The following is a 24,179-nucleotide window of genomic DNA, read 5'->3' on the forward strand; positions in this document are numbered from 1 at the left end:
CTCAGCCCCGCGCGGGCGCGCGGTACACCTCCACGCCCGCCACCACCGTGGCCACCACCTGGGCACCCACCAGCGCCGAGGCGGGCCCCTCCAGCGGGTCCGCCGACAGCGCCACGAAGTCCGCGTCCAGGCCGGGGGCCAGACTCCCGCGCCGCGACTCCTCGAAGGACGCCCACGCAGGCCCCGTGGTGAAGCCCTCCAGCGCCTCGCGCGCCGTCAGCCGCTCCTCGGGCAGCCACCCCGCCTCCGGCCGGCCCGCCGCGTCCTGCCGCGTGCGCGCCGCGTACAGCCCGGCCAGCACGTCCGGGTTCTCAATCGGGAAGTCGCTGCCCAGCGCCAGGTGCGCCCCCGCGTCCCGCAGGCTGCGCCACGCGTAGGAGCCCTTCAGCCGCTCCCGTCCCAGCCGCGCCTCCGCCCAGGGCATGTCGCTGGTGGCATGCGTGGGCTGCACGCTCGCCACCAGGCCCGCCGCGCCCAGCCGGCGGATGTCCTCCAGCCGGAGAATCTGCGCGTGCTCCACCCGGTGCCGCAGCGCCTGCGTGCCCGTCTGGGCCGACACACCCAGCAGCACGTCCAGCACCAACGTATTGGCACGGTCTCCAATCGCGTGGATGCATACCTGGAAGCCCCGCGACATGAAGGTCCGGGCCCGCGCCTCCAGCTCCTCGGGCGACATCAGCAACAGGCCCCGCTGGCCCGGCTCGTCGCAGTAGTCCTCGTGCAGCGCCGCGCCCCTGCTGCCCAGCGCGCCGTCCGCCAGGAACTTCACCGAGCGCATCGCCAGCATCCGCCCCTGCCACGGGCCCTGCTCCAGATAGGCATGCCGCTCCTCGCCCTGCCCCGCCGCCATGGCGTACACGCGCAGCGGCAGCGCACCGGCCGCGTCCCACGCCTGGAGCAGGCGGAAGGCGTCCAGGTCCATGCCCGCGTCGTGCACGCCCGTCAGCCCCACCTGCGCGCAGCGCTCCAGCGCCGCCCGCAGCCGCGTCTCGAGCTGCTCCCGCGTGGGCGGCGGAATCACCGCGGCCACCACGTCCATCGCGTTGTCCACCAGCACGCCCGTGGGCTCGCCGCGCGCATCCTTCAGGATGCGGCCTCCGGGCATGTCCGGCGTGTCCCGCGTGATTCCCGCGCGCCGCAGCGCCTCGCCATTCACCCACGCCGCGTGGTGGTCCACCCGCGTGAGGAACACCGGCGTCGTGGGGAAGCGCGCGTCCAGCTCCGCGCGCCCGGGGAACGCGGCGCCGGGCCACTCGTTCTGGTCCCACCCCTTCCCCAGCAGCCAGTCACCCTGGAAGCTGGAGGCGGGGGCCAGCGACAGCCGGCGCACCACCTCGTCCACCGAGGGCGCCTTCTCCAGCCGCACCGTCGTCAGGCTGCGCCCCAGGCCGTGGAGGTGCGCGTGCGCGTCCACCAGCCCCGGCACCACCGTGGCCGGCCCCAGGTCCACCTCGCGCGCGCCGGGCCCCGCCGCGGCCTTCACCTCCTCGTGCGTGCCCACCGCCAGCAGCCGGCCGTCCCGGACCGCCAGGGCCCGCGCCATGGGCCGCTCCGCATCCAGCGTCCACACCCGCTCCGCCAGGTAGACCGTGGTCTCCACCGTGATACCTCCCGTGTGTCTCTCGCGCGGCGCACTGTGCGCGAGCCGGCGGGCGGTGTCACGGACGCGGTGCGCCCCGTGCTACCGCGTGTCCGTCCCGGTGCCCGTGCCGTTGGTGCCGCCGTCCGTCTCGGGCATCGGCGTGCCCGGCCCCGGCGGGTTGTCCGGCACGTTCTGGATGGGCTCGCGAACCTGGTCGGGCCCCTGGATGGGCTCCTGGTTCTCCGCGCCGGGCGGCTGCGTCGTCTTGCAGGCAAGGGGCACGGCAGCCAGACACAGCACGATGAGCACGGCACGACGCATGGAGCCTCCGAATCAGGTTGCGGCCGGACCCTAGGGAGCACGCCCGCCACCGACAATGTGGTGATGCCCCCAACATCCACCAGCGGATGCACGTCCCGCCGGGCGGGCCCTCGCCCTCCACTCCGGGAGCCCACCCGGCGCCAGCGGCCCCCGGAAGCTTTCCCGGACCATGCGCACCGTTCCCTCGGAACGCACTTGCAGCCGGGGGCTGAGGCCATGCTGGACGTGGTGGATGTCGGCAAGCGGTCGCTCGCGACGTATCGCGGCGTGGCTCCCGACGTGCAGCTCGACGAGCTGCTCCACCTGGCCGAGCGCCTGCGCGGCGCGCGGTGCATGCACCTCAATGCCACGTCCTATGGCGGCGGCGTCTCGGAGCTCCTCCGCTCGCTGGTGCCGCTCTACAACGACCTGGGCATCACCACCGACTGGAAGCTCATCCACGGCGACGAGGCCTTCTTCCAGGTCACCAAGCGCATCCACAACGGCCTCCAGGGCGCTCCCGGCGAGCTGTCCGAGTCCGAGAAGGCCATCTACCTCGCCAACGCGCAGCTCAACGCCAGCCGGCTCGTCAGCGACTCCGAGGACTACGACTTCATCTTCGTCCACGACCCGCAGCCCGCCGTGCTCGCCGCCATCTCCTCCCTCCACGACGCGCGGTGGATATGGCGCTGTCACATCGACACCTCCCACCCCACCCCCAGCTTCTGGGAGTTCCTCTCGCCCTACCTGCGCGCGTACGACTCGGCCGTCTTCACCCACCAGGACTTCATCCCTCCCGAGCTGCCCATCCGCGACGTCCACGTCTACGCGCCCGCCATCGACCCGCTCAGTCCGAAGAACTTCCCCCTGCCCGACGACCTCGCTCGACACGTGCTGGAGTGGATTGGCATCCGCACGCACCGCCCCCTCGTCACCCAGGTGGGCCGCTTCGACCGGTGGAAGGACCCGCTCGGCGTCGTGCGCGCGTACCAGCGCGTGCGCCCCCATGTGCCAGACTTGCAGCTCGCCCTGGTCGGCTCGCTCGCCCTGGACGACCCGGAGGGCTGGGAGGTGTACGAGGAGGTCCGCGCCGCCACCGCGGGCGACAGCCTCATCCACGTCCTCACCAACCTCGTCGGCGTGGGCAACATCGAGGTCAACGCGCTCCAGACGTTCTCCAACGTCGTCATTCAGAAGTCGCTGCGCGAGGGCTTCGGCCTCGTCGTGTCCGAGGCCGTGTGGAAGGGCACGCCCGTCATCGGCGGGCGCGTGGGCGGCATTCCCCTCCAGCTCCCGGAGGACACGGGCGGCATCCTCGTGAGCTCCGTCGAGGAGTGCGCCGAGGCCCTGCTCCACCTCCTGCGCCAGCCCGAGGAGGCCCGCCTGCTCGGGGCTCGCGGACGCGAGCACGTCCGCCAGAACTTCCTGATGCCCCGGCTGCTGAGAGACCATCTGCGACTGCTGAACCACCTGGCCTCCAGGCGCCCCCTGCCAGCACGTGACATCGTCCCCGCCTTCGTCCAGGCGGGCCTGCCGGGGGTGTGACATGCGGACGCGCACGGACTGCAGGACGGGCACCGCGGCGCTCCTGGGCTTCCTGGCCGTGGCGCTGCTCGCGGCGGCTCCGGCTGCCGAGAAGCAGGAGCCCCGGGCAGGCCCCCAGCCCACCGTGGCGCGCTGCGAGCTGGACGGCGTGGTGGACGCCGGCTCCGGCGACTATCTGGTGGACTGCGTGGCGCGCGCGGAGGCGCAGGGCCATGCCGCGCTGCTGGTACGGCTGGACACGCCGGGCGGCTCGCTGGAGGCCACTCGCCACATCGTCAGCGCCTTCCTCGCCTCGCGCGTGCCGGTGCTCGTCTGGGTGGGGCCGTCCGGCGCGCACGCGGGCAGCGCGGGCGTGTTCGTCACGCTGGCCTCGAACCTCGCCGCCATGGCGCCCGGCACCAACATCGGCGCGGCGCACCCTGTCGTCGGCATCACCGGACAGGACCCGGAGGCCGCCGGTGGCAAGCAGCTGGCGCGCAAGGTGGAGAACGACGCCGTTGCCTTCGTGGAGAGCATCGCCCGCCAGCGGGGCCGCAATGTCGCGTGGGCCGCGTCCGCCGTGCGGGACAGCGCCAGCGTCTCCGCGGACAGGGCCCGGGAGCTGCGCGTCGTGGAGCACGTCGCCCCCACCGAGGCGGACTTCCTCGCCTGGGCCGACGGCCGGCGCGTGGACGTGGCCGGCGGTGACAGCGTGCGGCTGGCCACCAAAGATGCCCGCCTCGTGGACCTGGAGCCGACGCTGTCCCAGCGCGCCGTCCATGCGCTCGCGCACCCCTCCATCGTCTATCTCCTGTTCCTCGTCGCGGCGCTGGGACTGGTGGTGGAGATGTCCCATCCGGGGGCCATCGCCCCCGGACTCATCGGCCTGGTGGCGCTGGTGCTCGCGCTGGTGGCCTCCTCCGCGCTGCCCGTGCGGGCCGGAGCGCTGGCGCTGCTGCTGGTGGGCGCGGCGCTCATCATCGCCGAGCTGTTCGTCACCAGCGGACTGCTGGGCGCGGCGGGCGTGCTGCTGCTGACGCTGGGCGGCGTGTTCCTCATCGACCGGTTCGACCCGGGCTGGTTCGTGGACCGCTCCTTCCACCTGTCCTGGGCCTGGGTGGCGCCCACCACCGCGGTGCTCGCGGGCGCCGCCGCGTATGTGGCGTACCGGGGTGCCCAGACACGCCGGCTGCCCCAGCAGGGCGGCGACGCGGGCCTGGTGGGTGAGCAGGGCACCGCGCTGGCCCCCGTGAGCCCCAGCACAGGCGAGGTGTTCGTCCACGGGGAGCGCTGGCGCGCCACGTCCCCCGCCCCCATCCGCCCCGGCGCGCACGTGGTGGTGCGCCGCGTGGAGGGGCTCACGCTGTTCGTCGACGAGGTGAAGACATGACCGACCTGGCCGGACTGCTTGGAGTGCTCATCCCCGCGGGAATCGTCTTCCTGCTGTTCCTGTCCGGGGTGCGCATCGTCAACGAGTACCAGAACGGCGTGGTGTTCCGGCTGGGGCGCTACGTGGGGCTCAAGCGCGCCGGCTTCCGCTGGCTCATCCCCTTCGTGGAGCGCATGGTCATCATCGACCTGCGCACCGTCGCGCGCGACGTGCCCCCGCAGGACGTCATCACCCGCGACAACGTCAGCGTGAAGGTCAACGCCGTCGTCTACTTCCGCGTCATCCACGCCGACAAGGCCGTGCTCCAGGTGGAGGACTTCCTCTATGCCACCAGCCAGCTCGCGCAGACCACGCTGCGGGCGATTCTGGGACAGGTGGAGCTGGACCAGCTGCTCAGCGAGCGCGAGCGCATCAACCGCGACATCCAGCAGGTGCTCGACGCGCACACGGACCCGTGGGGCATCAAGGTCTCCAACGTGGAGGTGAAGCACATCGACCTGCCGGTGGAGATGCAGCGGGCCATCGCCCGGCAGGCCGAGGCCGAGCGCGAGCGCCGCGCGAAAATCATCGCCGCCGAGGGCGAGCACCAGGCCGCGGAGAAGCTCGCCATGGCCGCCGATGTCCTCAGCCGCAACCCGGCCACGCTCCAGCTCCGCTACCTGCAGACGCTGGTGGAGATTACCGGCGGCGGCAACCACACCATCCTCCCAATCCCCCTGGACCTGCTGCGCATGGTGGGCATGCAAAGGCCCGGCTCGAGCGCGGAGGAGCGCGCGAGCAATGGCTACGGCGCGGAAGAGGGGGAAGGGCCTCCCGTGGGGGGACTGTCGTAGGCGCCGTAGTCACTTCCCAGTTCCCTCGGCGATGCCGGCGCTCCGGCGGTAAACTTGCGTTCCCCTTCACGCTCTGGTGCTGTCCACCTCTTCGAGGGACAGGAGACGGAATGCAGCATTCGCCGCTGACACGAATCGAGCTGACGAACTTCACCGCTTTCGCAAAGCTCGATCACCCCCTGTCGCCGCAACTTAACGTGTTCGTCGGTACCAATGGCACGGGCAAGACGCACCTGCTGAAGCTCCTCTATGCAGCAGGGGCCGCGACGCAGAAGGACGTTCGGTTCGCCAACAAACTGGTGGGCGTCTTCAAGCCCTATGAGAATCGGCTTGGTCGACTTGTACGCCGCGTGCGCAAGAGTTCGACGGCAAAGCTCCAACTTCACCGTGAGAGTGCCCGCATCACGCTGACTTTCTCGAACCATGTGGCCCAAGCCGACGAAGTGATAGCTAGGGTTCGGGACTGGAAGCAAGAGCCACTCAAGTGCGTCTACATTCCAGTCAAAGAAGTGCTCGCACAAGCCGCTGGGTTTCGTTCTCTCTACAAAGAATATGAATTGCGGTTCGATGAAACCCATGTCGATCTCATCGACTGGGCGCTCAAACCCAAACGACGTGGCCCTCCCGACGTAGTCCGGCGCAACTTGCTTGAGAAAATCGAGGCTTATATCGCCGGCACTGTATCAGTAGAGAACGAGGAGTTCTTTCTTGAGGACGAGCATGGGCAAATCGAGTTCACACTGCTCGGCGAGGGCTTGCGAAAGCTCGGGCTGATCTGGCTGCTCATCCAGAATGGAACCTTGATTGATGGTTCCGTTCTCTTCTGGGATGAGCCCGAAGCCAATCTGAACCCTCGGGTCATCGGCGATGTTGTGGAGATCCTTCTGGAACTCACCAGACATGGAGTTCAGGTCTTCGTAGCAACACACGACTATGTGTTCCTAAAGGAGTTGGACCTCCGCCGAAAGAAGGAGGACCAAGTCGCTTTTCACGCGCTGTTCCGCCCGAAGGAGGGCAGGGACAGTGGAGTCAGGGTCAGTACAGCGGACACGCTCGCCACGCTCGATCCGAACGTGATTCGTGACACATACCTGGGCTTGCTCGACCGCGAGGCCGAGCGTGACTTCAACGACTGATGACTCCCATCATCTTTGAGGAGTCGGGCTTCCGCGTCGAAGCTCCAGTTCCTGCCTTCCGTCTTGCCGACCTCCCCCCATATCGCCTCCTATCTGGCAAGCGTTTGAAGGAAATGGATGTCGGCTGGTGGGGACCTTCACAGGAGGGGCAACAGCGACTGACGCTGTTGGAGTTGAAGGGCTTAGAGGTCTGGCAGACGACGCCCGACAACCCCGCCACGCCGCGCGAGCACCTGGTCCGCACCTGCGTGGAGAAAGCAACCGACACACTGCTCATGCTGGCGGGGGCATGGACGCCGACATCTTGGGGAACGGAACTCTCACGGTCGCTCCCAACCCAAGCGCTCCCTTATCCCGGAGACAAAGCCCTAAAGCTTGTTTTCCTAATTGACATTCCAGTTGGCCAACGCGAACTGTTGCTACCTGTACGCGACGAAATCAATGGAAGGCTTCAAGGAAGGCTCGGCATCTTCGGCATGCGGCGCGTCTCCGTCGTTGACTTCGAAGCAGCGCAAAAGATGGGGCTCCCCGTTACCCGCCTTTAACGGGCCAGTCCGCACCATGTCTTACACACGTAGCAGGTGACCGCGACGCTCACCCGGACGGCGGTGGGCGCGGCTCGTCGAACAGCTCCTGCCGCTCCAGCGCAATCGCCCTCCGGCTGAGCCGCAGCGACGCGAGCGCGAGCAGCGCCATGGCTCCCAGCAACACCACGCCCAGGGAGAAGGTCACCACCGGCAGCGCCTCCGGCACGTTCGTGTGACGCTTCGTCAGGTACAGCAGCGACGTCATCACGAACGACAGCAGCGCCCAGTACGTGAAGCCAATCGCCCTCGCGAGGATGGCGTGCCTCCGGTCCAGGATGGCCACCTCCAGCTTCAGCACCGCGCGCCTCGCATGCCCCTCCGGCAGCAGGCGCCACTCGCGCACCATGTCCCGGATGCGCGCCGTCATCCGCGCAATCTGGTTGTCCAACCCCGTCGCCACGATGCCGCACGCCGACACCATCACCGCCGGCGTCACCGCCGTGCCGATGAGCCGGATGGACGACAGGTCCAGGCCTTCCGAGCCGCCAGTCATGCCCTCCTCTGTTCCACCCCTCCCCCGGTGACGCAACACGTCTTCTCGACACCGACCTCATCCTGACAGCCTGACTGTCGAGTCCTCCCCCCCAGCCCTGGGGAACACGACACCTGCCAGTGCCACAGACAAATCGACACTGACTACTTGACACCAAAACTGTCGAGTCATACTGTTCGGTTCATGAGGCCGCCGATGACACAGACCGAATGGAAGCTGGCGGAGCTGGCCGCGGAGGTGGGCGTCTCGCCGCGCACGGTGCGCTACTACGTCCAGCGCGGGTTGCTGCCCGCGCCGCCCTTCCGGGGACCGGACACCGTGTACGGCGAGGAGCACCTCGTCCGGCTCAAGGCCATCCGCGTGTTGCAGGCGAGGTTCCTGCCACTGGATGCCATCCAGGTGGAGCTGCAGCGCCTGTCGTTCGACGAGCTGCGCAAGCTCGGAGAGTCGGACGCCACTCCGACTCCGCCCACCTATGCGCCTCCTCCGCCCGCTGTCGGCGGTGTGACGCTCCCGGCGGCTCCGGTGGTGGGTCCTCGGCAGGAAGCAATGGCACGCTACCAGCGCTGGGAGCTGGCCCCAGGGCTGGAGCTGCACGTTTCGGAAGCAGCGGACGCGAAGGTTCGGGCGCTCGCGGAGCGGGTCCGCGCCCTCATCGAAGAGTTCCAGGAAAAGGAGAGGCCATGAAGACGGAGGAGCAGGCAGGGCTGTTCACGCGTGAGGGCGCTCGCATTCCCCTCCAGGGTGTCGAGGTGACGGGTGAGCTGCTGGGCGGCCATGCGCGGGTGCGCGTGCGCCAGCGCTACGTCAACGACGAGAAGCGCCCGGTGGAGGCCGTCTACACCTTCCCGCTGCCGTCGGATGGCACCCTCTCCGCCTTCTCCATGACGTGCGCCGGCCGCCGCGTGGAGGGCGTGGTGAAGGAGCGCGAGGAGGCGTTCCGCACCTACGACGACGCCATCACCTCCGGCCACGGCGCCGCGCTGCTGGACCAGGAGCGCGCCAACATCTTCACCGCGCAGGTGGGCAACCTGCTCCCCGGTGAGGAGACCCTCATCGAGGTCGAGTTCCTCCAGGCCGTCACCGCCGAGGAGGGCAGCGTGCGGTGGATGCTGCCCACGCTGGTGGCGCCCCGCTACATCCCCGGCACCGCGGCGGGCAACCGCACCAGCCACGGCACCGAGGAGCCGACGAGCCGCGTCCCGGATGCGGACCGGATTACGCCTCCCATCGGCCAGGTGGCGTACGGCCTGAAGATGGACCTGCTGGTGGACCTGGGCCGCGAGGTGGTGGTGGAGAGCCCGTCGCACGCCATCTCCGTCAACAAGGAGTCCGGCACCCGCATGCGCGTGGTCTTCTCCCGGGGCGAGGTGTCGTTGGACAGGGACCTGGTCCTCAGCCTGCGCAGCCCGGACAGCAGCGCCGTGTTCACCCCGCTCGTCACCCACCGCAAGGCGGACTCCGGGCCGGGCACCTTCGCCCTCACCGTGATTCCGGACCTGCTGGCCATGGCGTCCGCGCCGCCGAAGCAGGAGGTGGTCTTCGTGGTGGACACCTCCGGCTCCATGGACGGTGAGAGCCTGCCCCAGGCCCAGGCCGCGCTGCGGCTGTGCCTGCGCCACCTGCGCGAAGGCGACCGCTTCAACGTCATCGCCTTCGAGAACAGCTTCCACTCCTTCCAGCCTCAGCCGGTGCCCTTCACGCAGCGCACGCTCGAGGAGGCGGACCGGTGGGTGGCGGGGCTCCGGGCCTCCGGCGGCACCGAGCTGCTCCAGCCGATGAAGGCCGCGATGAAGGCCGCGCCGGACGGCGTGGTGGTGCTGCTGACGGACGGTCAGGTGGGCAACGAGGACGAAATCCTCAAGGCCGTGCTGGCCGAGCGGAAGACGGCGCGCGTGTACTCGTTCGGCATCGGCACCAACGTGAGCGACGCGCTGCTCAAGGACCTGGCGAAGCAGACGGGCGGCGCGGTGGAGTTCATCCACCCGGGCGAGCGCATCGACGACAAGGTCGTGGCGCAGTTCTCCCGCGCGCTCGCTCCTCGCGTCACCGACCTGGAGGTGTTCTTCGACGGGGTGGAGGGCGCGGAGCTGGCCCCCACCGAGCTGCCGCCCATGGTGGACGGCGTGCCCTGGACGCTGCTCGGCCGCTACCCGAACCCGGGCCTCGGCAAGGTGACGCTGCGTGGGCGCTCGGGCCGTGAGCGCTTCGTGCTCACCGTGAGCGTGGACTTCCCCGCCGCGTCGGACCGGCCGGCGGTGGAGAAGTTGTGGGCGGCGGAGCGCATCCGTGGATGGGAGACCGCCCAGCTCACCGGCCGCCGCGCCGACGCCATGAAGAAGCGCATCGTCGAGCTGGCCGTCGCGCATCAAATCGTCACCCGCTACACCTCCTTCGTGGTGGTGGAGGAGCGCACGGGCGACCGGCGCGCCTCGGGCCAGCCGGAGACGCGCGTCGTCCCCGTGAATGCGCCCGCCGGCTGGGCCATGTTCGGCGCATCGAAGAGGGAGTCGGAGCTGGATGGCTCCGTGCATATCGGCGGGACCGGGCCCGTGGTGAGTACCGGGCCCCAGCGCAAGAGGTCCATCGCTCCGGGGGCGCCCCCGCCGCCGCCGCGCATCCCCGCCCCCGCGCCCATCATGGTCGGAGCCATGCCCAGTCCGGCGGCCGCGCCTCCGAGGGGTGCGTCGGGCGCCTTCGCCTCGGGTGGCAGCGCGCCTCCCGCCCCGGCTCCGATGAGCAGCCAGGAGATGGCGAAGGGCCGTGGACTCACGGAGCGGCTCCTCGAAAGCGCCCGCTCCCTCGTGGGAAAGTCCAGCAAGTCCCAGGCCGAGGAGCCTGCCTTCCCCATGATGGACAGCATGGAGGCCGAGGAGGAGGGTGAGGCGTTCGCGGCCTCCGCCCCCGCGATGGCGCCGAAGGACTTCGAGCCCATGGAGATGGAGCAGGAGAAGTCCCGGCACGAGGGCGCGGGCGTGGAAGCCCTGCTGGGGCGGCAGCTCGCCAACGGTCTGTGGGACGGCCCCGGCGCGGGTCCGGAGCCGGTGCGCCAGGCGCGCGCCACGGCGCTGGCGCTGCTGGAGCTGCTGCGCCAGGGCGTCACCAGCAGCCACCCGCTGCATGGCGCGCAGGTGAAGAAGGCGGTGGAGGCGCTGCTGTCGCTCGCCGCCAGCCTCACCGGCGAGCCGCAGGTGGCGGAGCTGGCGCTGGGCGTGGCGTGGCTGACGGCGGCGGGCCCGCGCACCCGCGGCCGCATCGAGCAGGCCGCGAAGCCGCTGGCCGGCCTCAACGGCCGGCTGGGCAACGAGGTGGCGCTGCGGCAGCACGTGGACGCCCTGGCCGCGCGCTGACAGGTGACGCCGCGGCAGCACGTGGATGCCCTGGCTGCGCGCCGACGCAGCCGGGCATGACACCCGCGCGGGGCAACTGACGCCTCGTGCACGCAAGGGCCCCGGTCTTCTCGCGACGCTCGCGAGGAGGCCGGGGTCCTCGCATACAGTGGGCGCGATGACGCTCGCCACCCTGCTGCTGGTCGCCCTCTCCGCCACCCAGGCCGCGCCCACGGATGCGCCCCAGGACGCCGCCACCGTCACCGCACCTCCGCTGGTGGGCACTCCCGACGCCTGCCCCGCCAGCGCCGAGGCCGACTACGACGACGGCTTCGACGCGCTCGTGAGGCGCAGGGACCGCGAGGCCCTGGATGCGCTGCAGCGCGCGCTGGCCGCCTGTCCCCACCATCCCTACGCCAGCGAGCTCGTGCGGCTGGCCCGGGCGCGGCTCGCCCCGGGAGGCCGCCTGGCCGAGGCCGCGGCCCGGGACACCGGGCCCGAAGCGCGCTCCGACGCCGCGCTCGCCGGGCTCACCGTGGTGCAGACGCTGCACGGCGCGACGCAGGGCATCCTCCTGTGCGCCATCGCCGACTGTGGCGGGCAGGGCTTCGCCGCCGTGTCGCTGCTGGGCGCCGGGGCCGGCGCCGCCACCACGCTGCTGCTCGCCCGGGACGGGGTGACGTCCGGCCAGGGCGCGGTCGTCAACTCCGGCACCGTGTGGGGCTTCTGGTTCGGCATCGCCTCGCTGCTGGCGTTCGACCTCAGCGATGACGACGCGCTGGCGGCAGTCATGGCGGGCGGGGCGGGCTTCACCGGCGTGGGCATCCTGCTGGCCCACTACGCCCGGCCCACCCCGGGCCAGGTGTCCATGGCCAACTCGGGCGGCCTGTGGGCGGGCGTGGTGACGGCGCTGCTGCTGCTGACGTCGGAAAGCGATGACGAGCGGAACTTCTTCGCCCTCGAGATGGGGGCCACGGGCGTGGGCATCGTCTCGCTCGCCGTGCTGTCGCGCACCGTCTCCGTGTCCCGGGGACGGATGCTCCTCATCGACGCGGGCGGCATCATCGGCGGACTGCTGGGGGCCACGGCCACCTACCTGGCCGCGGGAGACAACGCGGGCGACCCCATCCTGGTGGGTACCGCCGCTGGCGTGGTGAGTGGCCTGGTGCTCACCACGTACCTCACGCGCAACTTCGACGCGCCGAGGGACGCCCCCCAGGCGCTGCTGACGCCCGCCGTCGTGGGACGCGACGGCGCGGGCATGGCGCTGGTCGGCACCTTCTAGCCCCGAAGGACATGCCCTCGCGAAAGCCCCGGGAGGCACCACCCACCACGCCGGACGGGCGCTACCTCGTCGTGGACGGCCGGCTGTGGCGGCGCTCCAACCCGGCGCTCGGGCCCCGGCAGCGCCAGCTGCTGGTGGACGCGCTGATGCAGGCCCGGCGCGAGGTGGGCGTCGCGCTGCGGGCCGGAAATGCGGCGGCGGAGCGCAGGGCGCGCGAGCGCGTCCACCGGGCGAAGGTGGCGCTGGGCGAGCGCGGCCCGCCCTGGTGGACGGACGGGGCCCCCGACTTCAACCGGCACCTCGTCGGGGGCACGCCCTACGCCGCGTGGTTCGCGGCCCTGGGTCAGCTCCGCGACAAGCCGTAGAGGGACATCACCAGTTGCTCGAAGGTGCGCGAGGGCAGCAGCATCTTCGCCAGCACCGCGCCCCGCTGCGCCACCTTGCCCACCGAGTAGCGCACGCGCACGGCGCCGTCCTCCATCACCTCCAGCACCCGGCGCGCCACGTCCTCGGGGGGCACGCCCGCCCGCTCCTCGGCCTCGATGACCCGCAGCGCCGTCTCGAAGCGCTCGCGGTACACGGAGCCCGGGCCCGACTGGAGCGCCTGCACCCGGTTCTCCGTGAGGCGCGTGCGCACGTCGCCCGGCTGCACCAGGGTGGCCTGGATGCCGAAGGGCGCCACCTCCTGGCGCAGGCTCTCCGTCAGCCCCTCCAGCGCGAACTTGCTGGCGCTGTACATGCTCTGGAAGGGCAGCCCCACCACGCCGCCCAGCGAGCTGATGTTGATGATGAGCCCCGACCTGCGCGCGCGCATGGATGGCAGCACCGCCTTGCACACGCGCAGCACGCCGAGCAGGTTGGTGTCGAGCAGCCGCCGCGCCTCGTCCAGCGACACGTCCTCCAGCGCGCCCGCCAGCGCGTAGCCGGCGTTGTTCACCACGACGTCGAGGTGCCCCTCTCGCGAGAGCACCGCGTCCACCGCGCCCTGGACGGAGTCGTCACGCGTGACGTCCATCTCCAGCACGTGGAAGCCGCGCGCCTCGACGGCGGGGGGCTGGCGGCTGGTGCCATAGACGACGTGCCCGCGCGCGACCAGCAGCTCCGCGCAGGCCTTGCCGATGCCGGAGGAGGCACCGGTGATGAGTACGACTCTGCTTCCCTGGGATGCGTCCAATCCGTGTGCTCCGCAATCCCCCCATGGGACGGTGCACAAACCATGGGCGTCGGGCCGGGACCAGCCACGTCGAGTCCCGTCCCGCACTCTCCCAGACAGGCTCGCTAGACGGACTTGCGTACGCCCGGCGTCAGGCGCGAGCGCCCGTGCTCATCCACCGGCAGCCCGTCCATGGGGCCCGGCGGACGGTGGGCTTGCACCTCGCGCACCATGAAGAAGGCGGCGGCCGACAGCACTCCGAGGTCGTCCAGCCACCCCAGCACCGGGATGAAGTCCGGCAGGAAGTCCACGGGCGACACGAAGTAGACCACCGCCAGCACGCCGGCGAGCTTCCGCCAGAGCGACACCCGCGGGTCGCGCGCATAGCTGATGAAGCGGGTCCCCATGCCACGAAGGCCTGCGATGTTCATGCCCCGCTCTACGTGGGAAGGGTCCGGGTGATTGCACCCCTGCCCCATACTCCGCGTACGACGGCTGCACGCCCGGAGAGCAGCCGGGCTCAGTCCGGGCTGTCCGACAGCACCACCGCGCGGCCCACCACCTCCAGCCGGGCCCGCGAGCCCGCGCGCAGCGGCAGCTCCGGCGCGCCGCGCACGGTGAGCTCCAGGCCGCCGCAGGCCACGGTGTACTCGGCGCTGGGGCCCTGGAACTCGCGCGCCAGCACCTCCGCGCGCAGGGCGCCGCCCACCGCCACTGCGTCCGTGTCGGGCACCAGCCGCAGCGCCTCCGGCCGCAGCGACACCAGCACGCTCCCCTTCGCGTGCCCCGTCACCGGGAGGATGCCGAGCACCGTGCGCACGCCGTTGCCGAAGCCCATGCCCGGCAGGAGGTTGGTGCCGCCCAGGAAGTACGCGACGAAGGCGGTGCGCGGCGTGGAGTAGACGTCCTCCGGCGTGCCCACCTGCTCCACCCTGCCCGCGCGCATCACCACCAGCCGGTCCGCGAAGGCCATGGCCTCGCCCTGGTCGTGCGTGACGAGCATCACCGTGGCGCCGAGCGACTTGAGCACCCGCCGCACCTCCATCCGCGTGGACGCGCGCAGCGCGCTGTCCAGGCTGGAGAAGGGCTCGTCCAGCAGCAGCACCCGGGGGCCCGGGGCCAGCGCGCGAGAGAGCGCCACCCGCTGCTGCTGCCCGCCGGAGAGCGCGTGCGGCATGCGCGACTCGAAGCCCTCCAGGCCGAAGAGCTTCAGCATGGCGCGGGCGCGGGAGAGCGCCTCGGCGCGTGGCACCGTGGTGAGGCCGAAGGCCACGTTGTCCAGCACGGACAGGTGCGGGAAGAGGGCGTAGTCCTGGAACACCATGCCCACGCTGCGCTGCTCGGGCGGCACGAAGGTGCCAGGGCCCGCCAGCGCGCGGCCGTCCAGGGTGACGGAGCCCGCGTCGGGGCGCTCGAAGCCGGCCACCATGCGCAGCGTCGTCGTCTTGCCGCAGCCGGAGGGGCCCAGCAGCGCCAGCACCTCGCCCGGCTCCACCGCCAGCGACAGCCCGTCCACCGCGGCGGTGCCGCTGGAGGCGTAGCGCAGGGTGACGGCGTCGAGCGAGAGCAGGGGCATGGACGCGGCGCACCCTACCGCGTTCCGGCGCGCCGGGAAGCCTCCACTCCCGCGCTCAGCCCGGCGCCGAGCCGCCCTCCTGCGAGACGAGCAGCCCCACACCCAGCGTGGACACGGCCATCAGCACCAGCGCCGGCAGCGCGGCCTCCGCGAAGCGGCCCTCGGCGGTGGCGCTCCACACGCGCGTGGCCAGCGTGTCGAAGCCGATGGGCGCCAACAGCAGCGTGGCCGGCAGCTCCTTCATCGCCGTGAGGAAGACGAGCGCCCCACCCGCCAGCAGCCCCGGCCGCAAGAGCGGCATCGTGACGCGGCGGAAGACGCCGGACGGAGGCTGGCCCAGCGACGCCGCGGCTTCGGGCAGGTGCGGGTTGAGCTGCAGCAGCGTGGAGCGCACCACGCCCACGCCCTGCGGCAGGAAGCGCACGAGGTAGGCCAGCACCAGCATGGCCAGCGTGCCGTAGAGGAAGGGCAGCACCTGCACTCCGAGGAAGACGAGCGACAGCGCCAGGACGATGGGCGGCAGCGCATACCCACCGTATGCCGCGCGCTCCATCGCCACGCTGAGCCGCCCGGGGTAGCGCACCGCCAGGAAGGCCAGCGGCAGCGCGCCCAGCACGGACGCCACCGCACCCAGCACCGAGGCCAGCACCGAGTTGAGCGCCGGCCCCAACACCGTCACCTCCGGGCCCGCCAGGCCCCGCACGCCCCAGAAGAGGAGCACGCCCACCGGCAGCCCCACGCCCAGCGCCACCACCACGCCGCACAGCAGCAGCGCCGGCACGCGCCAGCGCCCCAGCCGCACCGGGGACATGGCCCTCGCCGCGCCCTTCGCACTGCGGTGGTAGCCCGCCTTCCCGCGCAGCCGCACCTCCAGCACCAGCACCGCCACCGTCACCACCACCAGCGCCAGGCCCAGCAGCGCCGCGTAGGTGCGGTCATACGCGCCCTCGTACTGGACGTAGATGGCGCGAGAGAAGGCGTCGTACTGCACCAGCGCCACCGCGCCGAAGTCCGACAGCACGTACAGCCCCACCAGCAGCGCCCCGGAGGCGAAGGCCGGACGCAACAGCGGCACCGTCACCCGCCAGAAGGCCCGCGCTGGCGTGAGGCCCAGGCTGCGTGCCCCCTCCAGCCACGCCGGGTCCTGCGACAGCAGCCCGGCCCGCAGCGCGAGCAGGAAGTACGGGTAGGTGGACACGGTGAGCGCCAGCAGCGCTCCCGGGAAGCCGTACACCGGGGGCACCGGCAGGCCCCACCGCGACAGGGGCTCCTCCAGCGCGCCGCCGGTGCCGAACGCCGCCAGCAGCACATAGCCGCTGACGAAGGTGGGCAGGGCCAGCGGCACGCACAGCAGCACCGTCCACACGCGCCGCCACGGCAGGTCCGTGCGAGCGGTGAGCCACGCCAGCGGCAGGGACACCGCCGCCGCGCACACCGTCACCGCCACGGCCAGCCCCAGCGTGCGCCACAGCAGGCCCCACGTCCTGTCGCGCAGGAGCAGGCGCCAGGTGTCCGCGTCCGCCTCCGACGCGCGCACGACGAGGTACAGCGCGGGCAGCAGCGCGAGCGCGGCCATGGCCACGCCCGACGCCAGCAGCCACACGGGAGGACGGCGCTTCATCCGGCGCTCAGAGGACGCCGGTGTCCTGCAGCAGCTTCACCGTGCCGCGCAGGTCGTCCAGCTTGGAGAGGTCCAGCGCGGGCGAGCCCACCTTGGACAGCTCCGGCAGCGCGGCGGCGGACTTCACGCCGGACACCAGCGGGTACTCGAACGTCTCCTGGGAGAAGTACGCCTGGGCCTCGGGCTCCAGCAGGTACGCCGCGAGCTTGCGCGCCGCGTCCGCCTTCTTCGTCTCCTTGAGGATGCCCACGCCCGCCACGTTCACCAGCGCGCCCGGGTCTCCCGCCTCGACGAAGTGGTTGGCCACGGGCAGCTCGCTCTTGTCCTTCTTCGCGGCGTACAGGTAGTAGTGGTTCACGAAGCCCGCGTCGATTTCACCGCGCGACAGCGCCTCGATGATGGCCGCGTTGTTCTTGTAGACGCGCGGGCTGTTGGCCTGCATGCCCTTGAGCCACTGCGTGGCGGCCTCCTCGCCCTTGAGCAGCCGCAGCGCGGTGACGAAGGCCTGGAAGGACGCGTTGGTGGGCGCCCAGCCCAGCCGGCCCTTCCACTTCGCGTCCGTGAAGCCGAGGATGCTCTTGGGCAGGTCCGCCGCCTTCACCTTCTTGGTGTTGTACGCCACCGTGCGCGCACGGCCGCTGGTGCCCACCCACATCCCCTGCGGCGAGCGGAAGCGCGCGTCCACCTTGTCCAGCGTCTCCTTGGGCAGCGCCTGGAGCCGGCCGGCGTTGGCCATGGCCCCCAGGCCGCCCGCGTCCTGCGCGAAGAACACGTCGGCGGGCGTCTTCGCGCCCTCCTCCAGTAGCGTGGCGGCCAGCTGCGGCGTCTCGCCGTAGCGCACCTTCACCTCGATGCCGGTCTTCTCGGTGAACTTCTTGAAGAGGGGGCCGACCAGCTTCTCGTTGCGGCCGGAGTAGACTGTGAGCGTCTCCGCCGCGAGCGCGGAGGAAGACAGGGACAGGGACAGGGTCAGCAGGAGGAGTCGCTTCATGGCGGCGGAACCTAACGGACCGGCCCTCCGGCTTCCACCGCTTGCGCGACAGGCTGTGTGCCAGCCCCGGGGTGATGAGGACCCGACGATTGGACGGAAGTCATCGGAACGGGAATGGGCCCGCGCGAGCCGGGGCGCGGCGGGTTAGCCTCCGCCGCCGAAACCCCCTCGCCGTCGCGGAGACTCCTCATGCTTCGCCCGCTCATCACCGCCGTCCTGCTCGTCGCCTCGACCTCGCTGGCGCAACAGGCCCAGCCTCCCCCCGCGCAGCAGCCGCCTCCGGCCGCCGCCAAGACGACGCCTCCCGCCGCCGCGAAGACGGCGCCCTCGCCGGCCGTGCAGAACTCGATGAAGGCCGCGGGCGACCGCACCCAGGCCGCGCTCCAGCAGGCCCCCGCCGCCCGGCCCGAGGACGTGCGCTCCATCCCCGCGCTCACCGCCGCGCTCTACGACGTCATCAGCGGCCCCGCGGGCAAGGCGCGCGACTGGCAGCGCTTCCGCTCCCTGTTCTACCCGGGCGCCCACATGATTCCCGTCCGGCGCGCGAAGGCCGGCGCGGGCCCGGGCATCTCGCCCATCACCCCGGACGACTACGCCACCTGGGGCGTGGACTTCTTCGCCAAGCACGCCTTCTACGAGAAGGAGACGCACCGGCAGGTGGCCGGCTACGGCGACCTGGTCAACGTGCTGAGCGCCTACGAGACGCGCGACACGCCGGACGGGCCGGTGACGTCCAAGGGCGTCAACAGCCTGCAGCTCGTGTTCGACGGCCAGCGCTGGTGGGTGCTGAACATCGCCTGGATTGACGAGAAGACCGCGGGCACTCCGATTCCGAAGGACTTCGCGCGCAAGGAGTAGGCGTGAGCCTCCGGCCCTCGCGTGACGTGCTCGTCGTGGGCAACTACTGCCACGACCTGCTGCGGCTCGGACCCGGGCGGCAGACGCACGCGCTCGGGGGCTCGTCGGCGTACATCTCCGCGGTGCTCGACGCCGTGGCGGTGGACTACACGGTGGCCGCCGTGGCGGGTGAGGACTTCCGCTACGCGGGTCAGGTCCGGCATCCGCCGCGAGTCGTCCCGGGGACGCGCACCACGCAGTTCACCGCGGACTGGGACACGGGGGAGCGGGTGCTGCGCGTCAGCGCGCGGGCGGAGCCCATCCGCCCCGAGGACATCACCGTGGACGCGCGCGTGGCGCTGGCCTGTGGCGTGATGGGGGAGCTGCTTCCGGAGACGCTGGTCCGCGTCTCCGAGCGGGCCCGGCACGTGGTGGCGGATGCGCAGGGGCTGCTGCGGACGCTGGACGGCGAGGGCCGGGTCCTCCACGTGCGTCTGTCCGAGACTCCGTATGCCGCGCTCCTCGGGCGCATCCACGTGCTGAAGGCCAGCGAGGACGAGGCCCGTGCGATGGACGTGGAGCGGGTGCGGCAGCAGACGTGCCTCGTCATCACGCGGGGACACGCGGGCTGCACGGTGCTGACGTCGGCTGCGCGCCTCGACGTGCCGGCCTTTCCGGCGGACGAGGTGGACCCCACGGGCGCCGGGGACTGCTTCCTCGCGGGCTTCGCGCTGGGCCTGCTGCGGGAGCTGCCGCTGGCGCGGTGCGCGGAGCTGGCCAACTGGTTCGGGGCGCAGGCGGTGATGCAGGTGGGCGTGCCGAAGGTGGACGTGGCGGCGCTTCCGGCAGCGCTGCGGTGAGGTCCGCCAGGTAAGGCACTGCTCTTTCTTGGTAAGACGGTTTCCATGAAACCGGTCCGCCCTCTCCTCCTGGCCCTCCTGCTGGCCCTCGTCCTCATTCCGGCAGGTGCCGCGGATGCGAAGACGGCCATCGTCAGGGTCGACAACCAGTGGCAGCTCCAGGTCGATGGGAAGCCATACATCGCCAGGGGCGTCACCTTCAGCGGCAGCAGCAGCTCCGCCGCGTACGAGCAGGACTGCGCGAAGCTCGCGGCGCTCGGGGTGAACACGCTTCGCACGTGGGGAGTCAGCACGGAGACGAAGTACCTGCTCGATGCCGCGCACAAGCACGGGATGAAGGTGATGGTCGGACTCTGGCTGCGCCAGGGGCAGCCCGGTGCGGAGAGCGACGACTCGTTCGACTACACGCGCGACACCGCCGGCATGAAGAAGCAGCTCGCGGACACGCTCACGCACGTGAAGTTCTTCAAGGACCACCCCGCCGTGCTCGCCTGGGGCATCGGCAACGAGGTGCTGTTGAACTCTCCGAACGATGCCGCGAAGGAGGCCTATGCCCGCTTCCTGGAGAAGGTCGTCCGCGAGGTGAAGAAGGTGGACGCGAGCCACCCCGTCATCTCCGTCGACGCGTGGATGTTCGGCGTGCCCTGGTGGGAGAAATTCACACCGTCCCTCGACGCGTACGGCATCAACGTCTACGGCGGCGGCGTCCACGTGCTCCCCGACACGCTCCAGAAGGCAGGCGTGGTGAAGCCGTGGTTCATCACCGAGTTCGGCGCCCAGGGCGAGTGGGATGCCCCCAAGGACGCGAACGGCGTCCCTCGCGAGCCCACGGATGCGGAGAAGTACGACGCCATCGTCGACGGCTGGAAGAACGCGCTCGCGCCCCACGTGCAGGCCGGGCGCTGCCTGGGCCTCTTCGTCTTCAACTACAGCGCGTCGTTCGACCACACCAGCCTCTGGCTCGGCATGCTGTCGGGCACGTCCACCCGGCCGGCGTGGCACGCGGTGCGCGAGGCGTACACGGGCCAGAAGCCCGCAGCCCCGCTGCCCCAGGTCGCCAGCGTCACCATCAGCGACGTGAAGCGCGAGGAGTCGGGGACCTGGGCCCTGGTGCGCGTGGTAATGAAGGACACGGCAGGAGCGCCGCCCCAGGTCTCCTTCGCCTACAACTTCCGGGGCGGCGCCACGCGGCATGAGCGCGACTCGGTGGTGCGGCTCGAAGCCAAGGCAGGCCCCACGCCCGACTCCTGGCGGGTGCGCATGCCGAACGTGAAGGGGGCCATCAAGCTCTATGCGCTCGCCAAGGACAGCAGCGGCCACCTCGCGGCAGCGACCACATCCGTCGCGCTGCCACCTGCGTCCCAGGCCGCGACTCCATCGCCCTGACTCAATTGCGAAGCGGATTCGCACGGACAGGGAGGCTGGCCCAAGCCAGGAGCGTCCTTCCTGGTCGCCATGGGCAACAGACCAGTGACATGCCCGGTCGGCGGTGTCCGTTCTGTCTGCCCCCGGGCGGGACAGGCCCGTGGAATGAACGTTCCTTCCGGCGCGAAGCCAACCCGCGAGGGGAGCCGACGCCCCTCGGTGGGATGGGTCTCGCCTCGTGGAATGAAGGTTCCTTCCGGCGAGAAGCCAGCCCAAGGGTGGAACTGGCTGCATCCGTCCGCTGGCCCTCCGCGGAATGAACATTCCTTCCACCGGTAAGCCGACCCGAGGGCATGGTCGGAAGCGTCCACCTGCGGGCCTCTCCGGCCGCCCGGTCTCAAGGAATGAACATTCCTTCCGGCGGTGAGCCCGCCCCTCCCTTCCCCTCCCCCAACTGAAACGCCCCCCTCCCGGAAGCGGGAGAGGGGCGCTGTCAGCACCTCAGCCGGGCTGTGCCCGAAGCATCAGCCCTGCTCGGGCTCTCCAGAGCCCTCCGTGCCGGAGTCCTCGCCGCCGTCGGCGCCCTCCGCCGGAGCAGTCTCTTCCGTGGAAGCCGCCTCCTCGGAAGCGCCGCCCTCGGCCGAGGCGCTGACCTCGACCGGGGACACGGTCTCCTCGTCCTCGGACGTCTCGCCCTCGGGGAGCTTGGAGATGGCCATCACCTTCTCCTGCTCGTTCTCCAGGGCAATCAGCCGCACGCCCTGCGTGTTGCGGCCGATGGTGGAGATCTCCTTCACCCGCATGCGGATGAGCATCCCACCGTTGGTGACGAGCATCACCTCGTCCGAGTCCTTCACCTGGAGCAGGCCCACCACCTTGCCGTTCCGCTCGGTGGTCTTGATGTCGATGATGCCCTTGCCGCCGCGGCCCTGCTGCCGGTACTCGGCCTCCAGCGTGCGCTTGCCGTAGCCGTTCTCCGTCACCGTGAGGATGGCGGTGTCCTTCTCCACCATGTCCGCGCCCACCACCTCGTCGCCGTCCTCCAGCGTGATGCCCTTCACGCCGTAGGCCTGCCGGCCCATGGAGCGGACCTCCTCCTCCGGGAAGCGGATGCTCATGCCCGACGCCGTCGACAGCAGGATGTCCTTGCTGCCGTCGGTAATCATCACCGACACCAGCTCGTCCCCGTCGTCGATGCCCAGCGCGATGATGCCGCTGGAGCGGACGTTCTCGAACGCGCTCAGGTCCGTGCGCTTCACCACGCCCTTCTTCGTGACGAAGAAGACGTAGCGGTTCTCCGGGAAGTCCCGCGTCACCAGCACCTGCGCCAGCCGCTCGCCCTCGCCGAACTGCACCAGGTTCACCATGGCCTTGCCGCGCGACGTGCGGCTGGCCTGCGGAATCTGGTGCACCTTGAGCGAGTACAGCTTGCCCTTGGTGGTAATCGGCATCAGGAACGCGTGGGTGCTCGCCACGAAGAGCTTGCTGACGAAGTCGTCTTCCTTCGTCGCCGCCCCCGTCTTGCCGCGCCCACCGCGCTTCTGCGCCCGGTACTCACTCAGCGGCGAGCGCTTCACGTAGCCGGTGTGCGACAGCGTGACCACCATCGTCTCCTCGGCGATGAGGTCCTCGCTGGTGATTTCGTCCACCGCGCCCGTGATTTCCGTGCGGCGCTTGTCGCCGTAGCGGTCGCGAATCTCCATCAGCTCCGTCTTGATGACGGTGAGCAGGCTGCGCTCGTTGGCCAGGATGTCCTGCAGCCGGGTGATGTCGCGAATCAGGGCGATGAGCTCGCGGAACAGCTCCTCGCGCTGCAGGCCCGTGAGGCGCTGCAGCCGCATCTCGAGGATGTTCTGCGCCTGCTCCTGGCTGAAACCCGCGCCCTCGTACTTGTGGGCGAGGCCGCCATAGCTCGGCTCCTCGTTGCGCGCGCGCGAGACGAGCATCTCCATCTGCGCCTTCGCCTTCGCGTAGTCGATGCGCGGCAGGCTGGCGAAGCGCTCGTGCTCGTAGAGCGCGGGCGACAGGATGTTCATCAGGCCCCAGCGCGCCTCGTCCGGGTCCCTGGACGCGCGGATGAGGCTGACCACCAGGTCGATGAGGTCCTGTGCGACGAGCAGGCCCTCGACGATGTGCATGCGCGCCAGCGCCTTGCGCAGCTCGTAGCGGCTGCGGCGCGTCACCACGTCGCGGCGGTGGGCGACGAACCTGTCGAGCATCTGCTTCAGGTTCAGCGTGCGCGGCTGCCCGCCGTCGATGGCCAGCATGACGCAGCCGAACGTCGTCTCCAGCGGCGTCATCTGGAACAGGTTGTTGAGCACCACCTGCGAAATCGCATCGCGCTTGAGCTCGATGACGATGCGCATGCCCTGGCGGTCGCTCTCGTCGCGGATGTCGCTGATGCCTTCCAGCTTCTTCTCGCGCACCAGGTCGGCGATCTTCTCGATGAGCCGCGCCTTGTTCACCTGGAACGGAATCTCCGTGAAGATGATGGCTTCACGGTCCGCCCGCTTGGAGGTCTCGATTTCCGCGCGCGCGCGGACGGTGAGCTGGCCGCGGCCCGTCTCATAGGCCCGGACGATGCCCTCGCGGCCGGTGATGATGGCGGCCGTGGGGAAGTCCGGACCCGTGATGAACTCCATCAGGTCGCGGACGGTGCACTCGGGATTGTCGATGAGGTGCAGGGTGCCGTTGATGACCTCGGTCATGTTGTGCGGCGGGATGTTGGTGGTCATGCCCACCGCGATGCCGCTGCTGCCGTTGACCAGGAGGTTGGGGAACTTCGACGGGAGGACGAGCGGCTCTTCCAGCGAGTCGTCGTAGTTGGGACCGAAGTCCACCGTGTCCTTGTCGATGTCGGCCAGCAGGTCCTCCGCCAGCCGCTCCATGCGCACTTCCGTGTAGCGCATGGCCGCCGGCGAGTCGCCGTCCACCGAGCCGAAGTTGCCCTGGCCGTCCACCAGGAGGTAGCGCAGGCTCCACTCCTGCGCCAGGCGCACCATGGCGTCGTACACCGAGGCATCGCCGTGCGGGTGGTACTTGCCGATGACGTCGCCCACCACGCGCGCGCTCTTCTTGTAGGCGCGGTTGTGGAGGTTGCCGAGGTCGTTCATCGCGAACAGCACGCGGCGATGCACGGGCTTGAGGCCGTCACGCACGTCGGGCAGCGCGCGCCCGATGATGACGGACATCGAGTAGTCGAGATACGAACGGCGCATCTCGTCTTCGATGTTGACGGGAATGAGTTCCCCGGCGCTGCCAGGAGGCGGAGGCGCGGGGGGCGTTGCCGGCTTGTCGGTGGTGTCGTCAGCCATGAG

At 70.6% G+C, this 24,179-nt stretch carries 21 protein-coding genes; 12 read left to right on the forward strand and 9 right to left on the reverse strand.

From position 1 onward, the window contains the following. Position 1: 1 nt before the first annotated feature. Positions 2-1,600 (reverse strand): amidohydrolase, encoded by a 1,599-nt coding sequence (locus LXT23_RS01745; RefSeq protein WP_253978290.1) that lies wholly within the window; start codon positions 1,598-1,600, stop codon positions 2-4. 81 nt (positions 1,601-1,681) lie between these two features. Then, positions 1,682-1,903 (reverse strand): hypothetical protein, encoded by a 222-nt coding sequence (locus LXT23_RS01750; protein WP_253978291.1) that lies wholly within the window; start codon positions 1,901-1,903, stop codon positions 1,682-1,684. A 195-nt stretch (positions 1,904-2,098) separates the two neighbouring features. Between LXT23_RS01750 and LXT23_RS01755 the strand changes: the two genes are divergently transcribed. The 5 genes from LXT23_RS01755 (at position 2,099) to LXT23_RS01775 (ending at position 7,310) form a co-directional block, all read left to right on the forward strand. Next, on the forward strand, positions 2,099-3,427 hold the full coding sequence (locus LXT23_RS01755; protein WP_253978292.1) for a glycosyltransferase: 1,329 nt from the start codon (positions 2,099-2,101) through the stop codon (positions 3,425-3,427). 1 nt (position 3,428) lies between these two features. Beyond that, the gene (locus LXT23_RS01760; protein ID WP_253978293.1) at positions 3,429-4,796 is read left to right on the forward strand and encodes an NfeD family protein; all 1,368 of its coding nucleotides are present in this window, start codon (positions 3,429-3,431) and stop codon (positions 4,794-4,796) included. Then, positions 4,793-5,629, forward strand: coding sequence for a slipin family protein (locus tag LXT23_RS01765; RefSeq protein ID WP_253978294.1), 837 nt, complete (start codon positions 4,793-4,795; stop codon positions 5,627-5,629). The genes LXT23_RS01760 and LXT23_RS01765 overlap by 4 nt, the downstream gene beginning before the upstream one ends. A gap of 110 nt (positions 5,630-5,739) precedes the next feature. Beyond that, positions 5,740-6,765, forward strand: coding sequence for an AAA family ATPase (locus LXT23_RS01770; RefSeq protein WP_253978295.1), 1,026 nt, complete (start codon positions 5,740-5,742; stop codon positions 6,763-6,765). Beyond that, positions 6,765-7,310, forward strand: coding sequence for a hypothetical protein (locus tag LXT23_RS01775; protein WP_253978296.1), 546 nt, complete (start codon positions 6,765-6,767; stop codon positions 7,308-7,310). Before LXT23_RS01770 ends, LXT23_RS01775 begins: the two co-directional genes overlap by 1 nt. A 49-nt stretch (positions 7,311-7,359) precedes the next feature. Here the strand turns inward: LXT23_RS01775 and LXT23_RS01780 are convergent, their stop codons facing one another. Beyond that, on the reverse strand, positions 7,360-7,845 hold the full coding sequence (locus LXT23_RS01780) for a DUF2721 domain-containing protein (RefSeq protein ID WP_253978297.1): 486 nt from the start codon (positions 7,843-7,845) through the stop codon (positions 7,360-7,362). A 183-nt stretch (positions 7,846-8,028) separates the two neighbouring features. On the opposite strand from LXT23_RS01780, the gene LXT23_RS01785 reads away from it, so the two are divergent. The 4 genes from LXT23_RS01785 to LXT23_RS01800 all read left to right on the forward strand — a co-directional run bounded on the left by LXT23_RS01785 (position 8,029) and on the right by LXT23_RS01800 (position 12,824). Continuing rightward, the gene (locus LXT23_RS01785; RefSeq protein WP_253978298.1) at positions 8,029-8,532 is read left to right on the forward strand and encodes a MerR family transcriptional regulator; all 504 of its coding nucleotides are present in this window, start codon (positions 8,029-8,031) and stop codon (positions 8,530-8,532) included. Then, the gene (locus LXT23_RS01790) at positions 8,529-11,195 is read left to right on the forward strand and encodes a VIT domain-containing protein (protein ID WP_253978299.1); all 2,667 of its coding nucleotides are present in this window, start codon (positions 8,529-8,531) and stop codon (positions 11,193-11,195) included. Before LXT23_RS01785 ends, LXT23_RS01790 begins: the two co-directional genes overlap by 4 nt. A gap of 157 nt (positions 11,196-11,352) precedes the next feature. Next, the gene (locus LXT23_RS01795) at positions 11,353-12,459 is read left to right on the forward strand and encodes a hypothetical protein (protein ID WP_253978300.1); all 1,107 of its coding nucleotides are present in this window, start codon (positions 11,353-11,355) and stop codon (positions 12,457-12,459) included. Between the two features lie 11 nt (positions 12,460-12,470). After that, positions 12,471-12,824, forward strand: a complete 354-nt coding sequence (locus LXT23_RS01800) for a hypothetical protein (RefSeq protein WP_253978301.1) — start codon at positions 12,471-12,473, stop codon at positions 12,822-12,824. Here the strand turns inward: LXT23_RS01800 and LXT23_RS01805 are convergent. From LXT23_RS01805 to LXT23_RS01825, 5 genes are all read right to left on the reverse strand, one after another. Beyond that, the gene (locus LXT23_RS01805; RefSeq protein ID WP_253978302.1) at positions 12,803-13,633 is read right to left on the reverse strand and encodes an SDR family oxidoreductase; all 831 of its coding nucleotides are present in this window, start codon (positions 13,631-13,633) and stop codon (positions 12,803-12,805) included. The genes LXT23_RS01800 and LXT23_RS01805 overlap by 22 nt on opposite strands. A gap of 104 nt (positions 13,634-13,737) precedes the next feature. After that, on the reverse strand, positions 13,738-14,043 hold the full coding sequence (locus LXT23_RS01810) for a YkvA family protein (RefSeq protein WP_253978303.1): 306 nt from the start codon (positions 14,041-14,043) through the stop codon (positions 13,738-13,740). Positions 14,044-14,132: 89 nt separating this feature from the next. Continuing rightward, positions 14,133-15,188, reverse strand: a complete 1,056-nt coding sequence (locus tag LXT23_RS01815) for an ABC transporter ATP-binding protein (RefSeq protein WP_253978304.1) — start codon at positions 15,186-15,188, stop codon at positions 14,133-14,135. Between the two features lie 55 nt (positions 15,189-15,243). After that, positions 15,244-16,809, reverse strand: a complete 1,566-nt coding sequence (locus LXT23_RS01820; RefSeq protein ID WP_253978305.1) for an ABC transporter permease — start codon at positions 16,807-16,809, stop codon at positions 15,244-15,246. 7 nt (positions 16,810-16,816) lie between these two features. Further along, on the reverse strand, positions 16,817-17,800 hold the full coding sequence (locus LXT23_RS01825) for an iron ABC transporter substrate-binding protein (RefSeq protein ID WP_253978306.1): 984 nt from the start codon (positions 17,798-17,800) through the stop codon (positions 16,817-16,819). Between the two features lie 189 nt (positions 17,801-17,989). Between LXT23_RS01825 and LXT23_RS01830 the strand changes: the two genes are divergently transcribed. From LXT23_RS01830 to LXT23_RS01840, 3 genes are read left to right on the forward strand one after another with little or no spacing between them, the layout of a single operon-like run. Continuing rightward, on the forward strand, positions 17,990-18,658 hold the full coding sequence (locus tag LXT23_RS01830) for a nuclear transport factor 2 family protein (RefSeq protein WP_253978307.1): 669 nt from the start codon (positions 17,990-17,992) through the stop codon (positions 18,656-18,658). 2 nt (positions 18,659-18,660) lie between these two features. After that, positions 18,661-19,497, forward strand: coding sequence for a PfkB family carbohydrate kinase (locus LXT23_RS01835; RefSeq protein WP_253978308.1), 837 nt, complete (start codon positions 18,661-18,663; stop codon positions 19,495-19,497). A gap of 45 nt (positions 19,498-19,542) precedes the next feature. Beyond that, complete coding sequence (locus LXT23_RS01840; protein ID WP_253978309.1) at positions 19,543-20,883, forward strand: glycoside hydrolase family 2 TIM barrel-domain containing protein; 1,341 nt, start codon at positions 19,543-19,545, stop codon at positions 20,881-20,883. A 503-nt stretch (positions 20,884-21,386) separates the two neighbouring features. On the opposite strand, the gene gyrA is transcribed toward LXT23_RS01840, so the two are convergent. Next, positions 21,387-24,176, reverse strand: a complete 2,790-nt coding sequence (gene gyrA, locus LXT23_RS01845) for a DNA gyrase subunit A (protein ID WP_253978310.1) — start codon at positions 24,174-24,176, stop codon at positions 21,387-21,389. Positions 24,177-24,179 lie beyond the last annotated feature (3 nt).

Source organism: Pyxidicoccus xibeiensis (assembly GCF_024198175.1).
In the GTDB taxonomy this organism is placed as follows: Bacteria; Myxococcota; Myxococcia; order Myxococcales; family Myxococcaceae; genus Myxococcus; species Myxococcus xibeiensis.

Excerpts from the sequence above, each read along its gene's own strand:
- LXT23_RS01750 (WP_253978291.1), bottom strand. The coding sequence starts at position 1,903 with ATGCGTCGTGCCGTGCTCATCGTGCTGTGTCTGGCTGCCGTGCCCCTT.
- LXT23_RS01760 (WP_253978293.1), top strand. The coding sequence starts at position 3,429 with ATGCGGACGCGCACGGACTGCAGGACGGGCACCGCGGCGCTCCTGGGC.
- LXT23_RS01765 (WP_253978294.1), top strand. The coding sequence starts at position 4,793 with ATGACCGACCTGGCCGGACTGCTTGGAGTGCTCATCCCCGCGGGAATC.
- LXT23_RS01770 (WP_253978295.1), top strand. The coding sequence starts at position 5,740 with ATGCAGCATTCGCCGCTGACACGAATCGAGCTGACGAACTTCACCGCT.
- LXT23_RS01775 (WP_253978296.1), top strand. The coding sequence starts at position 6,765 with ATGACTCCCATCATCTTTGAGGAGTCGGGCTTCCGCGTCGAAGCTCCA.
- LXT23_RS01780 (WP_253978297.1), bottom strand. The coding sequence starts at position 7,845 with ATGACTGGCGGCTCGGAAGGCCTGGACCTGTCGTCCATCCGGCTCATC.
- LXT23_RS01785 (WP_253978298.1), top strand. The coding sequence starts at position 8,029 with ATGAGGCCGCCGATGACACAGACCGAATGGAAGCTGGCGGAGCTGGCC.
- LXT23_RS01790 (WP_253978299.1), top strand. The coding sequence starts at position 8,529 with ATGAAGACGGAGGAGCAGGCAGGGCTGTTCACGCGTGAGGGCGCTCGC.
- LXT23_RS01795 (WP_253978300.1), top strand. The coding sequence starts at position 11,353 with ATGACGCTCGCCACCCTGCTGCTGGTCGCCCTCTCCGCCACCCAGGCC.
- LXT23_RS01800 (WP_253978301.1), top strand. The coding sequence starts at position 12,471 with ATGCCCTCGCGAAAGCCCCGGGAGGCACCACCCACCACGCCGGACGGG.
- LXT23_RS01810 (WP_253978303.1), bottom strand. The coding sequence starts at position 14,043 with ATGAACATCGCAGGCCTTCGTGGCATGGGGACCCGCTTCATCAGCTAT.
- LXT23_RS01815 (WP_253978304.1), bottom strand. The coding sequence starts at position 15,188 with ATGCCCCTGCTCTCGCTCGACGCCGTCACCCTGCGCTACGCCTCCAGC.
- LXT23_RS01820 (WP_253978305.1), bottom strand. The coding sequence starts at position 16,809 with ATGAAGCGCCGTCCTCCCGTGTGGCTGCTGGCGTCGGGCGTGGCCATG.
- LXT23_RS01825 (WP_253978306.1), bottom strand. The coding sequence starts at position 17,800 with ATGAAGCGACTCCTCCTGCTGACCCTGTCCCTGTCCCTGTCTTCCTCC.
- LXT23_RS01830 (WP_253978307.1), top strand. The coding sequence starts at position 17,990 with ATGCTTCGCCCGCTCATCACCGCCGTCCTGCTCGTCGCCTCGACCTCG.
- LXT23_RS01840 (WP_253978309.1), top strand. The coding sequence starts at position 19,543 with ATGAAACCGGTCCGCCCTCTCCTCCTGGCCCTCCTGCTGGCCCTCGTC.
- gyrA (WP_253978310.1), bottom strand. The coding sequence starts at position 24,176 with ATGGCTGACGACACCACCGACAAGCCGGCAACGCCCCCCGCGCCTCCG.